The organism is Bradyrhizobium sp. WYCCWR 13022 (genome assembly GCF_030435535.1).
In the GTDB taxonomy this organism is placed as follows: Bacteria; Pseudomonadota; Alphaproteobacteria; order Rhizobiales; family Xanthobacteraceae; genus Bradyrhizobium.
The window spans coordinates 19,323-39,767 of record NZ_JAUIZJ010000002.1; the positions used below are offsets into that span (position 1 = coordinate 19,323).

18 protein-coding genes and 1 pseudogene are annotated in these 20,445 nt (G+C 63.5%); 14 read left to right on the forward strand and 5 right to left on the reverse strand.

The annotated features are described in order from the left end of the window. The first annotated feature begins 5 nt into the window (after window positions 1–5). From nuoL to QY049_RS01135, 13 genes are all read left to right on the forward strand, one after another. Window positions 6–2,087, forward strand: coding sequence for an NADH-quinone oxidoreductase subunit L (gene nuoL, locus QY049_RS01075; RefSeq protein ID WP_258766710.1), 2,082 nt, complete (start codon window positions 6–8; stop codon window positions 2,085–2,087). After that, window positions 2,088–3,596, forward strand: coding sequence for an NADH-quinone oxidoreductase subunit M (locus QY049_RS01080; protein ID WP_301268629.1), 1,509 nt, complete (start codon window positions 2,088–2,090; stop codon window positions 3,594–3,596). Window positions 3,597–3,618: 22 nt separating this feature from the next. Continuing rightward, window positions 3,619–5,055 carry an NADH-quinone oxidoreductase subunit NuoN gene (gene nuoN, locus QY049_RS01085; RefSeq protein ID WP_194475612.1) on the forward strand — a complete coding sequence of 479 codons (1,437 nt, stop codon included), beginning with the start codon at window positions 3,619–3,621 and terminating at the stop codon, window positions 5,053–5,055. Between the two features lies 1 nt (window position 5,056). Beyond that, a complete protein-coding gene (locus tag QY049_RS01090) occupies window positions 5,057–5,863 on the forward strand; it encodes a biotin--[acetyl-CoA-carboxylase] ligase (RefSeq protein ID WP_301268630.1) in 807 nt (268 codons plus the stop codon). After that, on the forward strand, window positions 5,863–7,533 hold the full coding sequence (locus QY049_RS01095; protein WP_194475614.1) for a ribonuclease J: 1,671 nt from the start codon (window positions 5,863–5,865) through the stop codon (window positions 7,531–7,533). The genes QY049_RS01090 and QY049_RS01095 overlap by 1 nt, the downstream gene beginning before the upstream one ends. A gap of 70 nt (window positions 7,534–7,603) precedes the next feature. After that, window positions 7,604–8,008, forward strand: a complete 405-nt coding sequence (gene mce, locus QY049_RS01100) for a methylmalonyl-CoA epimerase (protein ID WP_194475615.1) — start codon at window positions 7,604–7,606, stop codon at window positions 8,006–8,008. Between the two features lie 8 nt (window positions 8,009–8,016). After that, complete coding sequence (locus tag QY049_RS01105) at window positions 8,017–8,292, forward strand: DUF1467 family protein (protein WP_258766714.1); 276 nt, start codon at window positions 8,017–8,019, stop codon at window positions 8,290–8,292. 32 nt (window positions 8,293–8,324) lie between these two features. Continuing rightward, window positions 8,325–8,672 carry a hypothetical protein gene (locus QY049_RS01110; RefSeq protein ID WP_194475617.1) on the forward strand — a complete coding sequence of 116 codons (348 nt, stop codon included), beginning with the start codon at window positions 8,325–8,327 and terminating at the stop codon, window positions 8,670–8,672. Between the two features lie 33 nt (window positions 8,673–8,705). Next, window positions 8,706–9,995 carry an S-methyl-5-thioribose kinase gene (gene mtnK, locus QY049_RS01115; RefSeq protein ID WP_258766715.1) on the forward strand — a complete coding sequence of 430 codons (1,290 nt, stop codon included), beginning with the start codon at window positions 8,706–8,708 and terminating at the stop codon, window positions 9,993–9,995. Window positions 9,996–10,385: 390 nt separating this feature from the next. Beyond that, on the forward strand, window positions 10,386–11,021 hold the full coding sequence (locus QY049_RS01120) for a response regulator transcription factor (RefSeq protein ID WP_301268631.1): 636 nt from the start codon (window positions 10,386–10,388) through the stop codon (window positions 11,019–11,021). Window positions 11,022–11,195: 174 nt separating this feature from the next. After that, window positions 11,196–11,480 (forward strand): circadian clock KaiB family protein, encoded by a 285-nt coding sequence (locus QY049_RS01125; protein WP_194475620.1) that lies wholly within the window; start codon window positions 11,196–11,198, stop codon window positions 11,478–11,480. Continuing rightward, entirely contained in the window at window positions 11,477–12,943 is a 1,467-nt protein-coding gene (kaiC, locus tag QY049_RS01130) for a circadian clock protein KaiC (protein WP_258766717.1), read from the forward strand. The genes QY049_RS01125 and kaiC overlap by 4 nt, the downstream gene beginning before the upstream one ends. A gap of 29 nt (window positions 12,944–12,972) precedes the next feature. Next, complete coding sequence (locus tag QY049_RS01135; protein ID WP_301268632.1) at window positions 12,973–14,856, forward strand: response regulator; 1,884 nt, start codon at window positions 12,973–12,975, stop codon at window positions 14,854–14,856. A gap of 57 nt (window positions 14,857–14,913) precedes the next feature. Here the strand turns inward: QY049_RS01135 and QY049_RS01140 are convergent, their stop codons facing one another. From QY049_RS01140 to QY049_RS01160, 5 genes and pseudogenes are all read right to left on the reverse strand, one after another. Next, on the reverse strand, window positions 14,914–15,168 hold the full coding sequence (locus QY049_RS01140; RefSeq protein WP_367401167.1) for a hypothetical protein: 255 nt from the start codon (window positions 15,166–15,168) through the stop codon (window positions 14,914–14,916). Window positions 15,169–15,680: 512 nt separating this feature from the next. Then, window positions 15,681–16,709: an ABC transporter permease gene (locus QY049_RS01145; RefSeq protein ID WP_258766720.1), complete on the reverse strand. Its 1,029-nt coding sequence runs from the start codon at window positions 16,707–16,709 to the stop codon at window positions 15,681–15,683. Window positions 16,710–16,721: 12 nt separating this feature from the next. Beyond that, window positions 16,722–18,224, reverse strand: a complete 1,503-nt coding sequence (locus QY049_RS01150; protein ID WP_301268633.1) for a sugar ABC transporter ATP-binding protein — start codon at window positions 18,222–18,224, stop codon at window positions 16,722–16,724. A 7-nt stretch (window positions 18,225–18,231) separates the two neighbouring features. Continuing rightward, window positions 18,232–19,254, reverse strand: a complete 1,023-nt coding sequence (locus QY049_RS01155) for a sugar ABC transporter substrate-binding protein (RefSeq protein WP_301268634.1) — start codon at window positions 19,252–19,254, stop codon at window positions 18,232–18,234. Window positions 19,255–19,377: 123 nt separating this feature from the next. Then, a pseudogene (locus tag QY049_RS01160) lies at window positions 19,378–19,515 on the reverse strand (globin); the annotation flags it as partial. A 469-nt stretch (window positions 19,516–19,984) separates the two neighbouring features. Here QY049_RS01160 and QY049_RS01165 point away from each other — a divergent pair. Then, a complete protein-coding gene (locus tag QY049_RS01165) occupies window positions 19,985–20,362 on the forward strand; it encodes a DUF2946 family protein (RefSeq protein WP_301268635.1) in 378 nt (125 codons plus the stop codon). The last annotated feature ends 83 nt before the right edge of the window (window positions 20,363–20,445 follow it).

Sequence of the window (20,445 nt, forward strand, 5' to 3'; positions counted from 1 at the left end):
TCTCAATGGTTCAGGCAATCGTTTTCCTGCCGCTGCTGGGCGCCATTCTGGCCGGCCTGATCGCGCTCGTCGGCGCGCATGGCCGCAACCCCTCGGGCGACGAGGTCGAGCATCACGGCGATCACGGCCACGGCGATGCGCATGCGTCGGCCGCCCATGACGACCATGGTCACGACGATCACGCTCACGACGACCACGGCCATGGCCCGGCCGAGCCGGCGGCCGCCGGCTCGCGCGGCGCCGAGCTGATCACCACGGCCCTCCTGTTCGTCTCGGCCGCATTGTCCTGGATGACGCTTGTCGATGTCGGCTTCAACGGCCACGACGCCCGCATCCAGCTGCTGCCCTGGATCTTCTCCGGCGACCTCGAGGTCTGGTGGAGCTTGCGCGTCGACACGCTCACCGCGGTGATGCTGGTGGTGGTGACGACGGTCTCCTCGCTCGTGCACCTCTATTCCATCGGCTACATGGACGAGGATCCGAACCGGCCGCGCTTCTTCGGCTACCTCTCGCTGTTCACCTTCGCCATGCTGATGCTGGTGACGGCTGACAACCTCGTGCAGCTGTTCTTCGGCTGGGAAGGCGTCGGCCTGGCGAGCTACCTGCTGATCGGCTTCTGGTACCAGAAGCCCTCGGCGAATGCTGCCGCCATCAAGGCCTTCGTGGTCAATCGCGTCGGCGATTTCGGTTTCGCGCTCGGCATCTTCTCGATCTTCATGCTGACGAACTCGACCGATTTCGAGACCATCTTCCATGCCGCGCCGGGCCTCACCGGCAAGACCATCGACTTCCTCGGCTGGCATGCCGATGCGCTGACCCTGACGTGCCTCCTGCTGTTCATGGGTGCGATGGGCAAGTCCGCGCAGTTCCTGCTGCACACCTGGTTGCCGGATGCGATGGAAGGCCCGACGCCGGTGTCGGCGCTGATCCACGCCGCGACCATGGTCACCGCCGGCGTGTTCATGGTGGCGCGCCTGTCGCCGCTGTTCGAGCTTGCTCCGAACGCCCAGGCCGTCGTGATGTTCTTCGGCGCCACCACCGCGTTCTTCGCGGCGACAGTCGGTCTCGTCCAGAACGACATCAAGCGCATCGTCGCTTATTCGACCTGTTCGCAACTCGGCTACATGTTCGTGGCGATGGGAGCAGGGGCCTATTCGGTCGGCATGTTCCATCTGTTCACGCACGCCTTCTTCAAGGCGCTGCTGTTCTTGGGTAGCGGCTCGGTGATCTACGCGATGCACCACGAGCAGGACATCCGCAACATGGGCGGTCTCTGGAAGAAGATCCCGTACACGTTCGCGGTGATGACCGTCGGCACGCTGGCGCTGACCGGCTTTCCGCTGTTCGCCGGCTACTTCTCCAAGGACGCGATCATCGAAGCGGCCTATGCCTCGCATAACCCGTTCTCGACCTACGCCTACATCATGACCATCGTGGCCGCCGGCCTGACCTCGTTCTATTCCTGGCGTCTGGTGTTCAAGACCTTCTTCGGCGAGCCCCACGACCAGGAGCACTACGAAGCCGCGCATGAGAGCCCGATCTGGATGCTGATCCCGATCGGCGTGCTGGCCGTCGGCTCGGTCCTGGCCGGCTTCCCGTTCAAGGAGCTGTTCACCGGGCCGCACGGCGTGGAGGAGTTCTTCCGCGAGTCCGTGAAGATGAACCCGCATATCCTCGAGGATATGGAGCACATGCCACATCTCTTGGGCTGGTTGCCCTTCGTGATGATGGTGGGCGGCTTCCTGGTGTCCTACACCTTCTACATCCGCAAGCCCTATCTGCCGGTCGAACTCGCGAACACGCAGCCGATGCTGTACAAGTTCCTGCTCAACAAATGGTACTTCGACGAGCTCTACGACATCATCTTCGTGCGTCCGGCGAAGTGGATCGGCTACCAGCTCTGGAAGAAGGGCGACGGCTTCATCATCGACGGCTTCGGCCCCGACGGCATCTCGGCCCGCGTGCTGGATATCACCCGCAACGTCGTGAAGATCCAGACCGGCTATCTCTATCACTACGCATTCGCCATGCTGATCGGCGCCGCCGGCCTGATCACCTGGTTCATGTTCGGCTTTGGAGGCCAGTAAATGACAACCTGGCCCATCCTTTCGGTCACGACGTTCCTGCCGCTGGTCGGCGCGATCATCGTCTACCTGAGCCGCGGTGACGACGAGGCGGCCAAGCGCAACTCGCGCTGGATCGCGCTGTGGACCACGCTGATCACCTTCGCGGTGTCGGTGCTCCTGGTCATGCGCTTCGACCCTGCCAATGCCGACTTCCAGTTCGTCGAGAAGGCGAGCTGGCTTGCGACCGGCATCACCTACCACATGGGCGTCGACGGCATCTCGTTGCCGCTGGTGATCCTGACCACCGCGATCATGCCGTTCTGCATCATCGCGAGCTGGAAGGGGATCAACAACCGCGTCCGCGAATACATGATGGCGTTCCTGATCCTGGAAACGCTGATGATCGGCACCTTCTCCGCGCTCGATCTCGTGCTGTTCTACCTGTTCTTCGAAGGCGGCCTGATCCCGATGTTCCTGATCATCGGCGTCTGGGGCGGGCCGCGCCGGGTCTACGCGTCGTTCAAGTTCTTCCTCTACACGCTGCTCGGCTCGGTGCTGATGCTGCTCGCCATCATGGCGCTGTACTGGAACGGCGGCACCACCGACATCCCGACCCTGATGCACACCGCCGTGCCGCGGTCGTTGCAGACCTGGGCTTGGCTCGCCTTCTTCGCCTCGTTCGCGGTGAAGATGCCGATGTGGCCGGTGCACACCTGGCTACCCGACGCGCACGTCGAGGCGCCGACCGCAGGCTCCGTGGTCCTCGCCGCGATCCTGCTGAAGATGGGCGGCTACGGCTTCCTGCGCTTCTCGCTGCCGATGTTCCCGCTGGCCTCGCATGACTTCGCGCCGCTGATCTTCACCATGTCGGCAATTGCCATCATCTACACCTCTCTGGTGGCGCTGATGCAGGAGGACATGAAGAAGCTGATCGCGTACTCGTCGGTCGCGCATATGGGTTTCGTCACCATGGGCATCTTCGCCGGCACCATGCAGGGCGTTGCCGGCGGCGTGTTCCAGATGATCTCGCACGGCATCGTCTCCGGCGCGCTGTTCCTTTGCGTCGGCGTCGTCTACGACCGCCTGCACACCCGCGAGATCGCGGCCTATGGCGGCCTCGTCAACCGGATGCCGCTCTACGCGCTGACCTTCATGGTCTTCACCATGGCCAATGTCGGTCTGCCCGGCACGTCGGGCTTCGTCGGCGAGTTCATGACGCTGCTCGGCACCTTCAAGGTCTCGATCCCGACCGCGTTCTTCGCCACGTCGGGCGTGATCCTGTCGGCCGGCTACGCGCTGTGGCTCTACCGCAAGGTGGTGTTCGGAGCGCTGGTCAAGCCGACGCTGATGAGCATGAAGGATCTCACGCTGCGCGAATGCGTGACGCTGTTCCCGCTGATCGCGCTGACGATCCTGTTCGGCGTCTATCCGAAGCCGGTGCTCGACATGTCGGCCGCCTCGGTCCAGCAACTCGTCAATAACTACAACACCGCTGTGACGGCCGTGAAGGCCGCCGCACTGCTCCAGTGATCGGGCAGGTCAGGATATCGCCATGAGCATTACGACTGCAGGTTATCAACTGGCGCCGGTGCTGCCCGAGCTCGTGCTCGCGATCGGCGCCATGGCGCTTCTGATGCTCGGCGCCTATCGCGGGCAGGGGACCACCAGCGCGGTCACCACGCTCGCCGTGCTGCTGCTGATCGTGGTCGGGGTGCTCGAATACACGCTGCCCGCGGGCAAGCAGGTGACGTTCGGCGGCAGCTTCATCGTCGACGACTTTGCCCGCTTCATGAAGATCCTGGCGCTGGTCGGCTCGGCCGTGACGCTGATCCTGTCGACCGAGTTCCTGGCCGATCCGTCGCGCCGGATCTTCGAATACGCCATCCTGGTGCTGCTCTCGACGCTCGGCATGATGGTTCTGATCTCGGCCGGCGACCTGATCTCGCTCTATCTCGGCCTCGAACTGATGTCGCTGGCGCTCTACGTCGTGGCAGCGTCCAACCGCGACAATGCCAAGTCGACCGAAGCTGGCCTGAAGTACTTTGTGCTGGGCGCGCTGTCCTCGGGCATGCTGCTGTACGGTTCGTCGCTGGTTTATGGCTTCACCGGCACCGTCAGCTTCACCGGCATCGCCGCGGCGGCGACCGTCTCGAATGTCGGCCTCGTGTTCGGCCTGGTGTTCCTGCTCGCCGGCCTCTGCTTCAAGGTCTCGGCCGTGCCGTTCCACATGTGGACGCCTGACGTTTACGAGGGCGCGCCGACCCCGGTCACCGCCTTCTTCGCCTCCGCGCCGAAGGTTGCCGCGCTTGCCGTGTTCACCCGCGTCACGCTGACCGCGTTCCCCGGCATCGTCTCGCAGTGGCAGCAGATCCTGGTGTTCGTGGCGATCGCCTCGATGGCGCTGGGCTCGTTCGCGGCGATCGGCCAGAGCAACATCAAGCGCCTGATGGCGTACTCCTCGATCGGCCACATGGGGTTCGCCCTGGTCGGCCTTGCCTCCGGCACCGTCGAGGGCGCGCAGGGCGTGCTGATGTACATCGTGATCTATGTCGCGATGACGCTCGGCTCGTTCTCGATCATCCTCGCCATGAAGCGCAACGGCCAGGCCGTCGAACAGATCAGCGATTTTGCAGGTCTCTCGCGCACCAATCCGCTGCTCGCCTTCATGTTCGCGATGCTGCTGTTCTCGCTCGCGGGCATTCCGCCGCTCGCCGGCTTCTTCGCCAAATGGTACGTCTTCGTCGCCGCCATCAAGGCGAATTTGTTCACGCTCGCCGTGATCGGCGTGCTCTCCAGCGTCGTGGGCGCCTACTACTACCTCACCATCGTGAAGACGATGTATTTCGACGAGCCGGCTGGACAGGTCGATCCTGTCAGGGTCGAAGTCAAGACGGTGCTGGCGGTCGCTGGCCTGTTCAACATCCTGTTCGCGTTGTTCGCGGGGCCGGTGGTGAGCGTCGCCTCCGCCGCCGCCAAGTCGCTGTTCTAGGATGGGGTTCGCGCTCGGTCCTCGCGCGATCGCGGCGGGCTACAAGCTCGTCGCCCTTGAGCGGACCGGCTCGACCAATGCCGACGCCATCGAAGCGGCACGCGCCGGAGAGCGCGGCCCGATCTGGTTCGTCACATCGGAGCAGACGGCCGGACGCGGCCGCCGCCAGCGTCCCTGGATCGCGCCAAAGGGCAATCTCGCCGCCAGCGTCCTCGAAATTCTCGACGTTGCGCCTGCAGTGGCTGCCACCATCGGCTTCGCCGCCGGGCTGGCCGAGGAGGCCGCCCTCGAGAAGGTGAGCCTCGAAGCCGCGATGCGGCTCGGGCCCGACAGGCCCCGCTACACCCTGAAATGGCCGAATGACGTCCTTGCCAACGGCAAGAAGCTGGTCGGCATTGGCCTGGAAGCCGAGATCATCGGCGATCGCCTGGCCATCGTGGTCGGCATCGGCACGAACATCGTGGCGGCGCCCGAGGGTACGCCGACGCCAGCCGTGTCGCTGGCAGCCCTCGGCGTCCAGATCAGCGCGGAGGAGCTGTTCTCGGCGCTCTCGGACGCCTGGGTCGAATTCCGTGGCCTCTGGGACAATGGCCGAGGCTTTGGCGAGATCCGTAAGCTGTGGCTGGAGCGCGCCGCCCGCCTTGGCGAGCCGGTCGCGATCCATACGGGGACCATGGTGCTGGAAGGCGTTTTCGACACGATCGACGACAGCGGCTGCCTGATCGTCCGCACCGCGGAGGGACGGCTCGTGCCGGTCGCGGCGGGCGAGGTGTTCTTCGGCCCGGCCCGTTCGATGGGAGCTGCGTGATGGCGAGGCCCGACGAACTGGTATTTGCGCCGCTCGGCGGTGTCGGCGAGATCGGCATGAACCTGTCGGTCTACGGCCTCGGCAACCGCCACCAGCGGTCCTGGCTCGCGGTCGATCTCGGCGTCTCCTTCGGCGACGAGGAGCATCTGCCCGGGATCGATCTGATCATGCCGGACATTTCCTTCCTGGAGAAGGAGCGCAAGAACCTGATGGGCCTCGTGCTGACGCACGCCCACGAGGATCATTTCGGCGCCATCATCGATCTCTGGCCGAAGCTGAAATGTCCGATCTACGCGACCCAGTTCAGCGCCGCGCTGTTCGAGGCCAAATGCGCCGCCGAGCGCAATGCGCCCGTGATCCCCGTGACCGTGGTCCCGTCGGGCGGCCGCATCGATGTCGGCCCGTTCAACGTCGAATTCATCCCGGTCGCCCATTCGATTCCGGAGGCGCATGCGCTGGCGATCCACACCGACGCCGGCGTGGTGCTGCACACCGGCGACTGGAAGATCGACCCGACCCCGACCTTGGGCCGTCCGACCGACGAGAAGCGGCTGCGCGAACTCGGCGAGGAGGGCGTGCTCGCCCTGATCGGCGATTCCACCAACGCGGTGCGCGACGGCCGTTCGCCGTCGGAAGCCGAGGTCGCCCGCACCATCATCGATCTGGTGAAATCAGCAAAAGGCCGCGTCGCGGTCACGACCTTCGCCTCCAATGTCGCGCGCATCAAGGCTGTCGCTGACGCAGCGAAGGCCGCCGACCGCGAGGTCGTCGTGGTCGGCCGCGCCATGGAGCGCGTGGTGCAGGTCGCGCGCGAGACCGGTTTTCTCGACGGCGTGCAGAACTTCCGCTCGCCCGAGGTCTACGGCCACCTGCCGCAGGACAAGGTGCTGGCGCTCTGCACCGGCAGCCAGGGCGAGTCCCGCGCGGCGCTGGCCCGCATCGCCAATGACGACCACCCGGAGATCACGCTCAACCGCGGCGACAGCGTGATCTTCTCCTCGCGCACCATTCCGGGCAACGAGAAGGCGGTCGGCTCGATCATCAACAATCTGGTGCTGCAGGGCGTCGAGGTTCTCACCGACCGCGACCACCTGGTCCACGTCTCCGGCCATCCCCGCCGCGACGAATTGCGCGACATGATCTCCTGGGTGAAGCCGCAACTGCTGATCCCCGTCCATGGCGAGGCCTTGCACCTGAACGAGCATGCCAAGCTTGCGCGCGCCGCCGGCGTGCCGCGCGTGCTGGTCATTCGCAACGGCGACCTCGTCAAGCTCGGCCCCGGCGATCCCGGCGTGGTCGGCGAGGTGCCGTCGGGCCGGCTCTACAAGGACGGCACCATCCTCGAGGATTCAAAGTCCCGCGCCGTGGTCGAGCGCCGCCGCATGGCGTTCTCGGGCTGCGCCTTCGTCGCCATCGCCATGACCGCGCAGGGCGAGCTCGCCGACGAGCCCGAGGTCGATCTGGTCGGCATTCCCGAGAAGAACCGCTCCGGCGAGCCCTTCGACGACATCGTCTTCGACGCGGTGATGTCCACGATCGAAGGCCTGCCGAAGGCGCGCCGCCGCGATCCGGACGCGCTGGCTGAATCGGTGCGCCGCGCGGTCCGGGCGGTCATCAACGAACATTGGGGCAAAAAGCCCCCCTGTCTGGTCCACGTCCTGACGGTATAAGTATATCGGCATGATCCCGCGGGCATGTCGCTCCGCGGTTGTCCGGATCATGCGCTGAGGGAGAAGAAACATGCTGGGTCGCCTCAACCACGTCGCGATCGCGACCAGGGACGCCGTCAAGTCCGCCAGGATCTACGGTGCGGCGTTTGGCGCGCAGATCTCGGAGGCCGTGCCGCTGCCGGAGCACGGCGTCACCACCGTGTTCGCGACGCTCCCCAACACCAAGATCGAGTTCATCGAGCCGCTCGGCGAGGCCTCGCCGATCGCAAAATTCCTCGAGCGCAATGCCGACGGCGGCATCCATCATGTCTGCTACGAGGTCGTCGACATCATCACCTCGCGCGACACGCTGGTGAAGGAGGGCGCGCGGGTGCTCGGCGACGGCGTGCCGAAGATCGGAGCTCACGGCAAGCCGGTGCTGTTCCTGCACCCGAAGGACTTTTCCGGCGCGCTGGTCGAAATCGAGCAGGCGTAAGCCGGATCATGGCCTATCAAATCTCAACTGGGCTCGCGATCTACTTCGTCATCTGGTGGATCGCGCTGTTTCTGACACTGCCATTCGGCGTGCGCAGCCAGCACGAGGATGGCCTCGGCGCGCCCGGCACCGACCCCGGCGCACCCGTTCTGACGGGGATGCGGCGCAAGCTGGTCTGGACCACGATCATCTCGATAATCATTTTTGCCGCGGGGCTTGCCGCCTATCACGCCGGCTATCTGTCGGTGGAGCGCCTGTCGAAAATGATGGGGATGCCGTTTTAGGCTTGCGTATTGGGTCGTTGTCGGGGGAGCAAATGACTTTTCAGAGGATCGTTGTCGCGCTTCTGGTGCTCGTTGTCGCCGCCCTTGGCGGCATCGGCTATTTCGAGTGGAAGACGGCCGTGCAGGTGCGAACGTTGAAAGCGTTCGTCGAGGGCTACGTCTTCAACGAAGCCGTGATGGCCTGCGAGCAGGCCAAGAGTTCGACGCCGTTCAAATGGAACGGCGGAAAAAGCACTTCGGTGATCGGCCTGAACTCGGTCAAGCTTGATAAATACAGCGTCAGCGCCAGCTACACGCTGGTGGCGGACAACGTTTATTGCGATTACGATCCCATCAAGAGAAAGGCCGAGATCGGCTCGAGCTTCCTGGAGCGGGAGTAACGATCCGGCCCAAACATACGGGATGGGATCGCCATGACCGGGAGCCGGACGGGGGATTATCGGATTCTTCAGGAAGCGGCCTTGCGGGACTATCTCGCAGGCCTGCCTGATATCAAGGCGTTGCTCGGCGGTGAGCCGGCCGGCTGGGCCATCACCGAGGTCGGCGACGGCAATCTCAATCTCGTCTTCATCGTGAAGGGGGCGAGCGGCGGCATCGCCGTGAAGCAGGCGCTGCCCTATGTCCGCCTGGTTGGCGAGAGCTGGCCGCTGCCGCTGTCGCGGGCGCATTACGAATATCTCGCACTGTCCCGACAGGCCAAGCTCGCGCCGGGCCTGGTGCCGGCACTGCTGCATCACAACGAGACGCTGGCGCTCACCGTGATGGAGCTGCTCGAGCCCCACATCATCATGCGCAAGGGGCTGGTCGCTGGCACGCGCTATCCGGCCTTCGTTGGCGACATCACGACCTTCATCGCGCGGACGCTGTTCTTCACCTCCGACCTCGCGCGCACGGCCGCCGAGAAGAAGGAGGCCATCGCGGCCTTCGCCGGCAACCACGCGCTGTGCAAGATCACCGAGGACCTGATCTTCACCGATCCCTACCGCATCGCCGAGCAGAACCGCTGGACCGCGCCGTATCTCGATGGCCTTGCCGCATCCTTGCGTGAGGACATGGAGCTGCATGTCGCGATCAGCAGGCTGAAGCTGAAGTTCATGGCGAGCCCCGAGGCACTGCTGCATGGCGATCTCCACACCGGCTCGATCATGGTGACGGCGTCGGAGACGCGGGTGATCGACCCTGAATTCGCCTTCTACGGCCCGATGGGCTTCGACGTCGGCGCGGTGCTGGCCAATCTGCTGATGGCCTACTTCGCCTCGGCCGGCCACGAGCGGGCGCCGGGCGAGCGGCGCGAATTCGAGACCTGGGTGCTGGAGACGGTCGAGCAGGTCTGGAACGAATTCGCGCGAAAATTCCTCGACCTCTGGCGCACGGAGGCGAGCGGCGATGCCTATCCGGTTTCGCTCTTTGCCGGCGAGAAGGGCGCGATGCGCCTCGAGGCCGAGCGGCAAGCGTACGTGCAGCGCCTGTTCACCGACACGGTCGGCTTCGCCGCCGCCAAAACCATTCGCCGCATTTTCGGCCTCGCCCACAATATCGATTTCGAGCTGATCGAGGACCCGAAGACGCGGGCGATCAGCGAAGCGCGCGCCGTCAGGCTCGCGCGCGGGATGATGGTCGAGGCGGTGGCGTTTCGGACCATCGCCGACGTTACCGGTGCTGCGCGGAAACTGCGCGACTGGCAGCCGGAGCTATCTGGCTGACGATCTCGTACGAGGTGTACCCGCTCGCAATGACGGGAGCAGATGGGGATTAACGACCTGAACCAGTTTACGCCGCACTGGCGCTTCGACGCTGCAAGCAGCTTGCAGATCCGGTGCGGACGGCACGCCGGCCTGCCGAGACAGGTCGGGAGGCGAAGGCCGCCGCCCGCGCGGGCGGTGTCGTCGAATTGAGCCCTGGATATTTGACGTACAGCGCATGTTCATTTGATCCGGGCAATTCTGCGCGCGCGGCCCGGAGCAAATCGGCGGTTCCCGCAGATAGTCAATAATTACCAGGGACTTGGTCGCAAGGAACCAGATCGTCCCGTTCCACGTTGATAAGGCAACCCAATCAGAAGCGACAATCCCAGACAACACAGGGGGCCAGTGATGGACCAGGTGGTAAGTGATGATTCGTGCGAAAGCGGTCAGTTGGAGCAGACCATTTCTGCCGCGCGCGGCGGAATCATCTTCGTCGATGTCGACGGCCAGGTGGTGGGAATGGACAGCACCGCCAGGCGAAGCCTCGACGGTGAAGTGAAGCAGCTCGACTTGCCGCTTCGCAACGAAGACGCGCGTGCGGTCGACTGTTTCGTGTCTGCCGAAACCGTGACCATCAAAGGCATGCCAACCCCGGTTTGCGTGGTCCAGGAGCGCGAACCCGCGGAACGCGAGGCCGCCATTGCCGCGGTGCTGGCGGATACGACGTCTTTTGCCCGCAGCATCATCGATCGGATCAAGACGCTGACTTTCGCATCGTCTCATGCGACGGCACAGGATCTCGATGTTCTCACCTCGCGCGAGAAGGAGATTCTCGGACTGATCTGCAAGGGCAAGAGCGATCTCGAGATGAGCGATCGGCTCAATCTGTCGCAGAACACCGTGCGCAATCACATTTCCTCGCTGTACCGCAAGATCGGGGTGCATCGGCGCAGTGCCGCAATTCTGTGGGCCAGGGAGCGTGGCATCACTGCCGAGAGCTTGCGCGGCACGAGGCAGCCTTTCGCCGACAAGCGAGCGCCGTAGCGATGAGGCATCTACTAGTTACCTAGTAGTTCTCGCTCTCTTGCGCGAGCGGATTGCTTGCTGTTCCCTGCGATGGCTCGTTGGATTCGCTGGGAGCATCCGTAGTTCGAATGCTGCAGCGCCGCGGGGCGCATCGCCATAGGGCGGGCGGTCAAAAGATGAGGCAATGTCTCCGTGGCCGCTCGCTTGCTCCGACTCTATGTCGCCGGGAATTCGGCCAGCTCGCGCCGGGCCCAACACAATCTGGAACTCTTGCGCGTTTCACTCGGCTCCCATGGATGGGAAGTCGAGACCGTCGACGTGCTGGAGCGGCCGGAGCTCGCCGAAAGCGCTCGCATCATCGCCACGCCTACTCTGTCTTACGAAGATGCGGTTCGTACCCGCCGCATCGTCGGTGATCTCAGCGACACGGCGCGGGTTCTTGAATTTCTCGGGATCGACGAAAAGGACGAGGCATGACTGCTGAGGAAATAGAAGTCACCGGCGTCCTGGAGCGGGTCAAGACCGGAGTCGAAGCCTTCGATGACCTCGTCATGGGCGGCTTGCCGCGGGCGCGTTCGACGGTGGTCGGCGGGACGCCCGGCAGCGGAAAAACGGTGTTTGCCACCCAGTTTCTGGCTCACGGCATTACGCACTTTGACGAGAATGGCGTGCTGGTCACCTTCGAAGAGCCGCCGGCCGACATCGAGGCAAACATGAGCGGATTCGGCTGGGATCTGGCAAAATGGAGAAAGGGCGGCCGCCTCGCATTCGTCGATGCAAGCCCGCCGCCGAACGACGAGCTCGTCATCGGAGACTTCGATCTCGCAGGCCTGCTGTCGCGAATTCAGCACGCGGCCAAGAGTGTCAATGCCCAGCGCGTCGTGCTGGATTCGCTGACGCAATTGTTCGATCACTTCATCGGCGATCCCAAGATCCTGCGTCGTGAACTGTTCCACATCAGCACTGCGCTCAAGAAGTCAGGGCTTACGGTGTTGATGACGGCGGAGCGGAACAGCGAGTACGGCGAGATCACGCGTCATCGGCTCGAGGAATTCGTCGCGGACAACGTCGTGATTCTGCGAAACGTCCTCTATCGCGAAAAGCGCCGTCGTACGATCGAGGTTCTGAAGATGCGTGGCAGCCACCACGTCGAGGGCGAGGCACCGTTTACGCTGCTCGGCGGCCGCGGCATGGTGGCCATTCCGCTGTCGTCGCTGCGTTTGGAGCAACATTCGAGCACCGTCCGGGTCACGAGCGGCAATGCCGATATCGACGAGATGTGCGGGGGAGGCTTCTTCCGCGACAGTGTCACGCTCGTCAGTGGCGCCACGGGTACGGGCAAGACGCTCCTTGTGACCAATTTCGTGTCCGGGGGCGTCGAGGCTGGCGAGAAGGTGCTGATGTTCGGCTACGAGGAAAGTCGTGGACAGCTGTTCCGCAACGCCAGCGGCTGGGGCGCTGATTTCGCCCGCATGGAAGCCGAAGGCAGACTGAAGGTTGTCAGTCTTTATCCTGAAGCGCAGGGCCTGCCCGATCATTTGCTGACCATCCAGGGCATGGTCGACGAATTCAAGCCGAACCGGATCGCGGTGGACAGCCTCTCTGCGCTGGAGCGCATCGCCCCGGAGACCGGCTTCCGCGAGTTCCTGATCAGCCTGACCTCCTTCATCAAGAAGAGGGAGATCGCGGGCCTCTGCACGGCGACGAGCAAGTCGCTGCTCGGAGGCGAGAGTGCGAGCGAGCAGCACATCTCCACGATGACCGACTCCATCATCCTGCTGCGCTACATTCAGGAGCAGGAGATCATGCACCGCGGATTGATGGTGCTGAAGATGCGCGGCAGCGAGCATGCCAAGGAGATCCGGCGATTTTCCATCGATGGTTCGGGCATGCATCTAGGCGATCCGTTCAAGGAAGCGCCGAACGTCTTCAGAGAATGATATCCGCACGAACGGCAGTTGGAATTTGCATGGCGGACAGCGAGAGCGGCTCGAAGGTCGAGCAGTCGGATTTTCAGTTCCTGATCGAAAAGAATGCCGACGGAATCATCGTCGTGGATGGAGCCGGGCTCGTGTTGTTCGCCAATCCGGCGGCAGAGCGACTGTTCGGCCAGCCATCCAACGCCTTGATCGGATCTCCGATTGGGCTGCCGATCGTGATTGACGAGATGAGCGAGATTGCAATCCACCAACCGGGAGGCGGATTGGTGGATGCGGAGATCCGTACCGTGGAGACCAGCTGGGACGGCCGTCCGGCGCGTCTTGCGAGCGTGCGCGATGTATCCGAGCGCCGCGCCATGGAGGATCGCACGCGGCATGCGGCCAAGATGGAGGCGATCGGGCGCCTGACCGCGGGCATCGCCCACGACTTCAACAATCTGCTGGCCGTGGTTCTTGGCAATCTGGAGAGTGCAAAGCGCCGTAACGGACGGGAAGGCAGCGAACTCGGCTCGCTGCTCGACAATGCCACGCGCGGTGCCCAGCAGGCCGTGCTCCTGACCAGCAAGCTGCTCGCTTTTGCGAGGCGCAAACCCCTCGAATTTCGCCAAGTCGACCTGTCCGGCCTGCTCGCCGGCATGTCGGATTTGCTGCAGCGAACATTCGACGAGAGGATTGCGGTGCGCGCGGACATTCCGAGCCAGCTGTGGGCCGTGGAGGTCGATCCGACGGAACTGGAGGCGGCGATCCTCAACCTGGCGGTCAATGCGCGGGACGCGATGCCTGATGGCGGCGAGCTCGTGATCACGACCGAGAACATCGATTTCGCCCGTGATGATACCGATGACGCCAGCGGCAAGGCGGGGCCTCACGTCAGGATCTCGGTCGCCGATACCGGAGAAGGTATGACGGCGGACGTCCTGAACCGGGTCTTGGAGCCGTTCTTTACGACCAAGGGCGATGGGCGAGGGACTGGGCTGGGGTTGAGCCAGGTCTATGGCTTCGTCAAGCAGAGCGGGGGCTATCTCAGGCTTCGCAGCGAGGTCAACGTCGGGACCAGGATCGATATCTATCTGCGCAAGGCGGCGCCGGGTTCGGATCAGGTGGCGCCACATGCCGAGAGTAGCTCCGAGCTCGAGGCGATTCCGCGGGCACGCAGCGGCGAAATCATTCTCGCGGTTGAAGACGACGAGGATGTCCGCGCCATTACCGTGGGTAACCTGCGTGAGCTCGGTTACACCGTGGTCGAGGCTGCTGACGCAGACGCGGCGCTCCGGTTGCTGCAAGGAGAGGCGACATTCGAGCTGTTGTTCACTGATCTCGGACTTCCCGGCCGCATCAACGGCAAGATGCTCGCGGATCGCGCACGGGTACTGCATCCGGAATTGAAGGTCCTGATCACGACGGCTTACGCCGGCGACGTTTTGATCCGCGAGGGTCGGCTCGATCCGGAGATCGAGCTGCTCAGCAAGCCATTTTCTTTCGCCGCACTCGGCAACCGGATACGTGGATTGCTCGACAGCAGGCGTCCAGGGCCTGGCCGTGTCCTTCTGGTCGAAGACGAATTTCTCCTGAATCTGCTCGTCTCGGACATGCTGGCGGAAGCCGGGTTCTCGGTGGATGCGGCCGCGAGTTTCGGCGAAGCCGCAGCCAAGGCGCGCTCGGGAATCGACGATCTCGTGGGGGCCATAGTTGACCTGGGGTTGCCGGACAGGCCGGGAGACGAGCTGGTTACGGAACTGCGCGCGCTGTATCCGGACCTTCCGGTCGTGCTGGCAACCGGCTACGCGGACGAGGATGTCAGAAAGCGCTTTTCCGTCGCAGAAGGCGTTCAACTGCTGACGAAGCCGTTCGACCTCGACCGCTTGACGGCGGCCCTCGGACGAGCCGGCGTGACGTTGTCTCCACCAATGTGAGTTGATCAGGCTCGCGCCGGTCAGACGGGAATACGCATCGCGAGCACAACGGCAGCCTCAATCCAGCCGGCGATTCCTAAAAGTATATCCGACCTGCAGAAGGTCGCCTTTGTCGTCGCGCACCTCGATGGCCATCCGGATTGCGCCGCCGCTTTTTGCCATGTCTCGTGCGACATCGCGAACCACATCGGCAAAGGACTCCGCAGCTTCAGCCTGCGCAGCTGCGAGATCCCGCAATTCCATTCCCTCTTCGTCAATGGCCAGGGTGTCGCCGTCACGCACGTCGAAATAATATCTGGTCATGCCGGTCATGTTGGTCGCCCCAGGTCATTTCTCTGCATCTGCGACAGCGAATGACGAGCACAACGGTTCCTCCGTGAATGTCCGGAAAGCATCGGATCGAGGCGTGGTGTTCCATCGCACCGCGGGCATTGGGCCGGCAGATGCCGATGCGGCTTCGCTTCGATGGGTGTATCCACGGTGCGTCCCCTTGGTTCCAGGCGGGAGCGCGCGTCTCTCTCAGCCACCGATGCCCACTGAGCGCGTTATCGATGATCGCTCTATTGCTATCAGGGAAAGGTCGAGGAAGTCACCAAAGTCTTTGGTTCCAAGCATCGTCCAGCCAATGGGGAAGGTGTGGGAACCTTGACGGACCTGGATGGGCACGCAAACCGGTCGAACAGGAGGCGATGATGACATCGTGCGCCTGTTTTGCCCGACGTGTCAAACTGAAATTCGGAAAGAGCGCAGACTGCTCGGCGCCAGATTCCCCAATGATTTGTACTGTGCATGGGGTTGTTTTGGCGCTTTTGATGTGAAGGCGTCTAGTCCGCCGCTTTTTCTCGCAGCCGCTGGGCATAGACGTTGATGATCAGCGCGACCAGGAGGATCACGCCGCGGATCAGGATCTTCAGGAAACTGTCGATGTTGACGTGGTCGAGGCCGTTGTTGAGGACACCGAGCACGAACAGGCCGACGATGGTGTTGCCGATGCCGCCGCGGCCGCCGAACAGGCTGGTGCCGCCGACGACGACGGCGGCGATGGAGTCGAGGAGGTAGGTGTCGAACTCGTTCTGCTGCGCGCTGCCGAAATGAGCGACGCCGAGCATGCCGCCGATGCCGGAGCAGACCGCGGAGATGATCATCACGCTGCCTAAGATGAGCTTGACGTTGAGGCCGGAATATTCGGCCGCCTCGCGATTTCCCCCGACCATGTAGACGTAGCGGCCGAAGCGCGTGTAGGTCAGCACGAGGTGCCCACCGAGCAGCATGACCGCGGCGACGATGACGATCCAGGGAATACCGCCGATCGAGCCCGAGCCGAGCGTGGTGACGAGACCAGGCACCTTGTAGGCGATCTGGCCGCGCACCAGGAGCGCCGAGATGCCGGCCGCGATCTGCATCATCGCCAGCGTCATGATGAATGAGGGAATGCCGATCACCGTCAGCCCGAGCGCGTTGACGAGACCCAGAGCTGCGCAGAGCAGGATCGACAGCAGGATGGCGACGACGCCGGGCAGCGGAATGTTGGCGATGTTGACGTAGGACTCCTGCAGGGTGAAGTAGGCGACCGCGATGCCGGTGACGTTGGCGATGCTGGCGATCGACAGGTCGATCTCGGCGCAGAGGATCACGAAGGTCAGGCCGACGGCGATGATGCCCGTCACCGACACCTGTGTCAGGATGTTGCCGAGATTGTCGATCGTCGCGAAGGAGGGGCTGGCGAAGGCGAAGAAGGCGGACAGGAAGATCAGCGTCAGGAACGGCGCGATGTTGCGCATCTGCGAGCGCAGGAAGGGCGCAAGGCCCCGTGTGCGCTGCCCCGCCGCTGCTGCCGTCTCACTGCTCGCCATTGTGCTTCTCCGTCACGCCGCCTCCAGCAGGCGGTCTTTGCTGACCGGCTCGTTCTTGAACTCCCGCACCACCGCGCCGCGCTTGAGCACGAGGATGCGGTCGGCCAGCGACAGCACCGTTTCCGGCTCGGTCGACAGCACGATGATTGCGAGCCCCTTGGCGCGGAGGTCGCGGACGATGTTGATGACGTCGTTCTTGGCGCCGACATCCATGCCGCGCGTCGGCTCGCACAGCACCAGCAGCTTGGGCGGATAGGTCAGCCATTTTGCCAGCGCGACCTTCTGCTGGTTGCCGCCGGAGAGCATGCCGAGGTCGAGGCCGACGACCGGTGGCCTGATCTGCAATTGCTCGACCTGGCGCTGCGCAATCTCGCGCTCCAGCGCCGGCTTGAGCAGCAGCGAGGAGATGCGGTCCAGGATGCTGATCGAGATGTTCTTGAAGACCGGCTCCTGGTGGAACAGCATGGCGCGCCGGCTCTCCGGCACCAGCGCCACGCCCGCGCGCCGCGCCGCTGCCGTGCTGGCGAACGTTTTTGGCGTGCCCCCGACGATCAGCGTGCCGGCGTCAGGCTTGAGCTTGCCGAACAGGATCCGGGACAACTCCTGCTGGCCGCAGCCCATGAAACCGTAGATGCCGAGCACCTCGCCGGCGCGGGCCTCGAAGGAGACGTCCTTGAGGCTGCGTGCCAGCGACAGCTGATCGACTTTCAGCACGACCGAACTGTCGCTCGGCCGCGGCAGCATCAGGTCGTCGGTGTAACTGTGCTCGAGCACCTCGCCGCCGCGGCCGATCATGGCCTCGATCAGCGCGCCCTTGGTGGTTGCGGAGCTCGCGGTCTCCGCGACCTTCCGGCCGTTGCGGAACACGGTGACCGTGTCGGACACGCGAAGAATGTCCTCGATGAAATGCGAGATGAAGACGATCGCGGTGCCTTCCTCGCGCAGCCGCCGCAGCGTTGCGAACAGCCGCTCGACCTCCGGTGGGGAGAGGGCGGAAGTCGGCTCGTCCAGGATGACGATGCGCGCGCCCGAGAACAGCACGCGGGCGATCTCGATCAGCTGCTGGAGCCCGATCGGCAGATCGCCGAGCCGTGACATCGGATCGACGTCGATGCCGAAACGGGAAAGCTGCTCGCCGGCCTCGCGCGCCATCCGTCGCCATTGCACCAGGCCAAGAGCGTTGGTCGGCTGGTTGCCGAGGAAGACGTTCTCGGCGACCGTCAGATCGGGCGCGACGGAGAGCTCCTGATGCACCATGGCGATGCCGGCCGCGTGCGCATCGCGGGCCGAACGGAAATGCGTCTCCTTCCCGTCGATCAGGAAATGGCCGGAGAATTCGGTGTGCACGCCGGCGATGATCTTCATCAGCGTGCTTTTTCCCGCGCCGTTCTCGCCGACGAGACCGTGGATCTCGCCGGGCAGAAGCGCGAAGTCGACACCACGAAGTGCCTCGACGCCGCCGAAGCTCTTCGTGATGCCCTGGAGTTCCAGGATGGGCTGACGACCCTCAGGCATGGAGATTTCAGATCAGGAAGTGATCTTCCATCCACTGCATGCCCGCGGCGTTGGCCTTGGTCACGACGGGGCCGTCGGTGACCACGTTCTTGGGGATGCCCTGGCCGCTCTTCTCGCCACCAACCACGGCCGCGACACCCGCGATGATCGCGCCGCCATGGATACGGCAGGACGGGTTGCGCACCGTCGCGAACATCCGGCCCTCACTCACCGCCTGGATCGCCGGCGGCATCGCGTCCACGCCACCGATCAGGATGTTGGTGCGGTTGTGCGCCTTCATGATGTTGGCGGCCGCGAGCGCCATGTCGTCATTGTGGAAGAAGGCCGCGTCGATCTGCGGGTACTTGGTGAGGTACGTTTCCCACAGCCGCGCGGTCTTGGAGACGTCCCAGTCGGCCGGCTGGGTGTCGAGCACCTCGATCCCCGGGAATTGCTTGACCACCGAGTTGAAGCCCTTGGCACGGCCCTGTGCGCCGGTGTGGCCGAGGGCTCCTTGCGTCATGATTATCTTGCCCTTGCCGCCCATGGCCTTGCACAGCGCCTGCGTCACCGAGGCGCCCATGAACTCGTTGTCGGGGGCAAGGAAGGAGTGGACGTTGATTTGATCAAGAGGAGCAATCAGCGTGTCCATGTCGATGACGGGCGTGCCGGCGTCGATCATCTTCTGCACGGGCTGGGTGAGGGTGCCGATGCCAAAGGCCTGGATCGCCACGAAATCCCATTTCTGCGAGGCCATGTTGTCGATCGCGGCGCGCTGCTTCACGGCGTCGAGCTGCCCGTCGAACCAGGTCACTTCCACGTTGAACAGCTTGCCCCAGAATTCCGCGGCCTGCTTGCCCTGGGCGCACCAGGTCGCCTGAAGGCCTGCGTTGGAGAACGCCGCCTTCAGCGGCTTCTCTGATCGTCCAACTTCGGCTGCCAATGCTGGGTTTATGCCCATACTGCCGAGGATGGCAGTCGCGGCGCCGGCGGTCGCTGCCGCCTGAAGAAGATCGCGCCTCGTCGTCGAGAAATCTTTCGTCCCGGACATCGCTCGCTCCCATAGATTTTATCGTCGGCGCGTCATTGATTGCGCTACCGAGACGGAAAGTGTCTCACAAGAAATGATGCCACTCAATGTGCAATCAACGATGTGATCGCAGCAAGCCGCGTTGCTACCTTGCGACCGGAACATCGCCCGCGTTTCGGGATGCGCGTTGAACAGCCGCTGATAAACGAGGGGCGTGAGATCCGCGCAGCGCGAGGCCGCAAGCTCGAAGCTCAGCTCGATTGGATCGGGAGATGCGCTCATCGACACGTCAGTCGAGCAGACAAAAAAAGAGCGGGGCCCTAGCCCCGCTCAAAAATTGTGTCGACCCTATTATCCCCGATTCTAAGATTTGATCTTGATTGACGGGGCGACGCTGCGTTTTGCGCGCCAGGGGCTCCTCCCGAGACTTGGACCACCAGACGTCGACCTCGCGGTCAGGCCTGAGCAAGAGGGATGCTAGATCAACTTTTCTCACTTGTCATCATTTTCGGCAACGATTGTTCAAAATTCGAGCAGTTGACGAAATGATCGGGCTGATGATCCCGTAAGTATATGAGAAATATAAGAATTATGTGGATGGGCGGGGCCTGCACGGCTGCCTCAAATGCCGGACATGGTCCTTGGGCTGGGTCTCCGCACACATTTTTCGAGAAATTTGCGCGTCCCCAACAAGGCAGGCGAAGTGATCTCGACTCGGGGGTGGTGCGGTGTTTAGTTAGCAGGCGAACGAATGGTTCGGCGGATGCGCGCACGGCTGCAAAAATTCTTCCCGGTTGTCCTGCTCGCGTTGGTGATGCAGGTGCTGGCGCCGATTGCCGCCTGCTGGGCTGCCGGGCAGGCCGTTGCCGATCCGCTATCTGCCGCTGTCATTTGCCATAGCGTCAGCGACCAGGGTGCGCCGAACGATCAGAACGGCGCGCCGGTTGCGCACGCTGGTGCCTGCGCGCTGTGTTGCCTGGCGCAGGCCAATGCGTCCTTTGATTCCCCGTCGCATGCGACTCTGTCCATCCCCCTTCGCTATGCCGAGCGCGTGGTGTGGCACGAGGCGGATGCGTCCAATCTCGCTGCCCACAAGGGCTCGAGCGCCCAGGCGCGGGGACCTCCCTAGTTTTCCTGACGACCCTCGTAGCCGCCTCGGTTCATCCGCGGGCGATTGATGCTGTCGAATGGCCGGAAAGAAAGCCGGCGTCA

What these genes read in the sequence shown, in the direction of transcription:
- nuoL (WP_258766710.1), top strand. Translation starts at nt 6, where the DNA reads ATGGTTCAGGCAATCGTTTTCCTGCCGCTGCTGGGCGCCATTCTGGCC.
- QY049_RS01080 (WP_301268629.1), top strand. Translation starts at nt 2,088, where the DNA reads ATGACAACCTGGCCCATCCTTTCGGTCACGACGTTCCTGCCGCTGGTC.
- nuoN (WP_194475612.1), top strand. Translation starts at nt 3,619, where the DNA reads ATGAGCATTACGACTGCAGGTTATCAACTGGCGCCGGTGCTGCCCGAG.
- QY049_RS01090 (WP_301268630.1), top strand. Translation starts at nt 5,057, where the DNA reads ATGGGGTTCGCGCTCGGTCCTCGCGCGATCGCGGCGGGCTACAAGCTC.
- QY049_RS01095 (WP_194475614.1), top strand. Translation starts at nt 5,863, where the DNA reads ATGGCGAGGCCCGACGAACTGGTATTTGCGCCGCTCGGCGGTGTCGGC.
- mce (WP_194475615.1), top strand. Translation starts at nt 7,604, where the DNA reads ATGCTGGGTCGCCTCAACCACGTCGCGATCGCGACCAGGGACGCCGTC.
- QY049_RS01105 (WP_258766714.1), top strand. Translation starts at nt 8,017, where the DNA reads ATGGCCTATCAAATCTCAACTGGGCTCGCGATCTACTTCGTCATCTGG.
- QY049_RS01110 (WP_194475617.1), top strand. Translation starts at nt 8,325, where the DNA reads ATGACTTTTCAGAGGATCGTTGTCGCGCTTCTGGTGCTCGTTGTCGCC.
- mtnK (WP_258766715.1), top strand. Translation starts at nt 8,706, where the DNA reads ATGACCGGGAGCCGGACGGGGGATTATCGGATTCTTCAGGAAGCGGCC.
- QY049_RS01120 (WP_301268631.1), top strand. Translation starts at nt 10,386, where the DNA reads ATGGACCAGGTGGTAAGTGATGATTCGTGCGAAAGCGGTCAGTTGGAG.
- kaiC (WP_258766717.1), top strand. Translation starts at nt 11,477, where the DNA reads ATGACTGCTGAGGAAATAGAAGTCACCGGCGTCCTGGAGCGGGTCAAG.
- QY049_RS01135 (WP_301268632.1), top strand. Translation starts at nt 12,973, where the DNA reads ATGGCGGACAGCGAGAGCGGCTCGAAGGTCGAGCAGTCGGATTTTCAG.
- QY049_RS01140 (WP_367401167.1), bottom strand. Translation starts at nt 15,168, where the DNA reads ATGACCGGCATGACCAGATATTATTTCGACGTGCGTGACGGCGACACC.
- QY049_RS01145 (WP_258766720.1), bottom strand. Translation starts at nt 16,709, where the DNA reads ATGGCGAGCAGTGAGACGGCAGCAGCGGCGGGGCAGCGCACACGGGGC.
- QY049_RS01150 (WP_301268633.1), bottom strand. Translation starts at nt 18,224, where the DNA reads ATGCCTGAGGGTCGTCAGCCCATCCTGGAACTCCAGGGCATCACGAAG.
- QY049_RS01155 (WP_301268634.1), bottom strand. Translation starts at nt 19,254, where the DNA reads ATGTCCGGGACGAAAGATTTCTCGACGACGAGGCGCGATCTTCTTCAG.
- QY049_RS01165 (WP_301268635.1), top strand. Translation starts at nt 19,985, where the DNA reads ATGGTTCGGCGGATGCGCGCACGGCTGCAAAAATTCTTCCCGGTTGTC.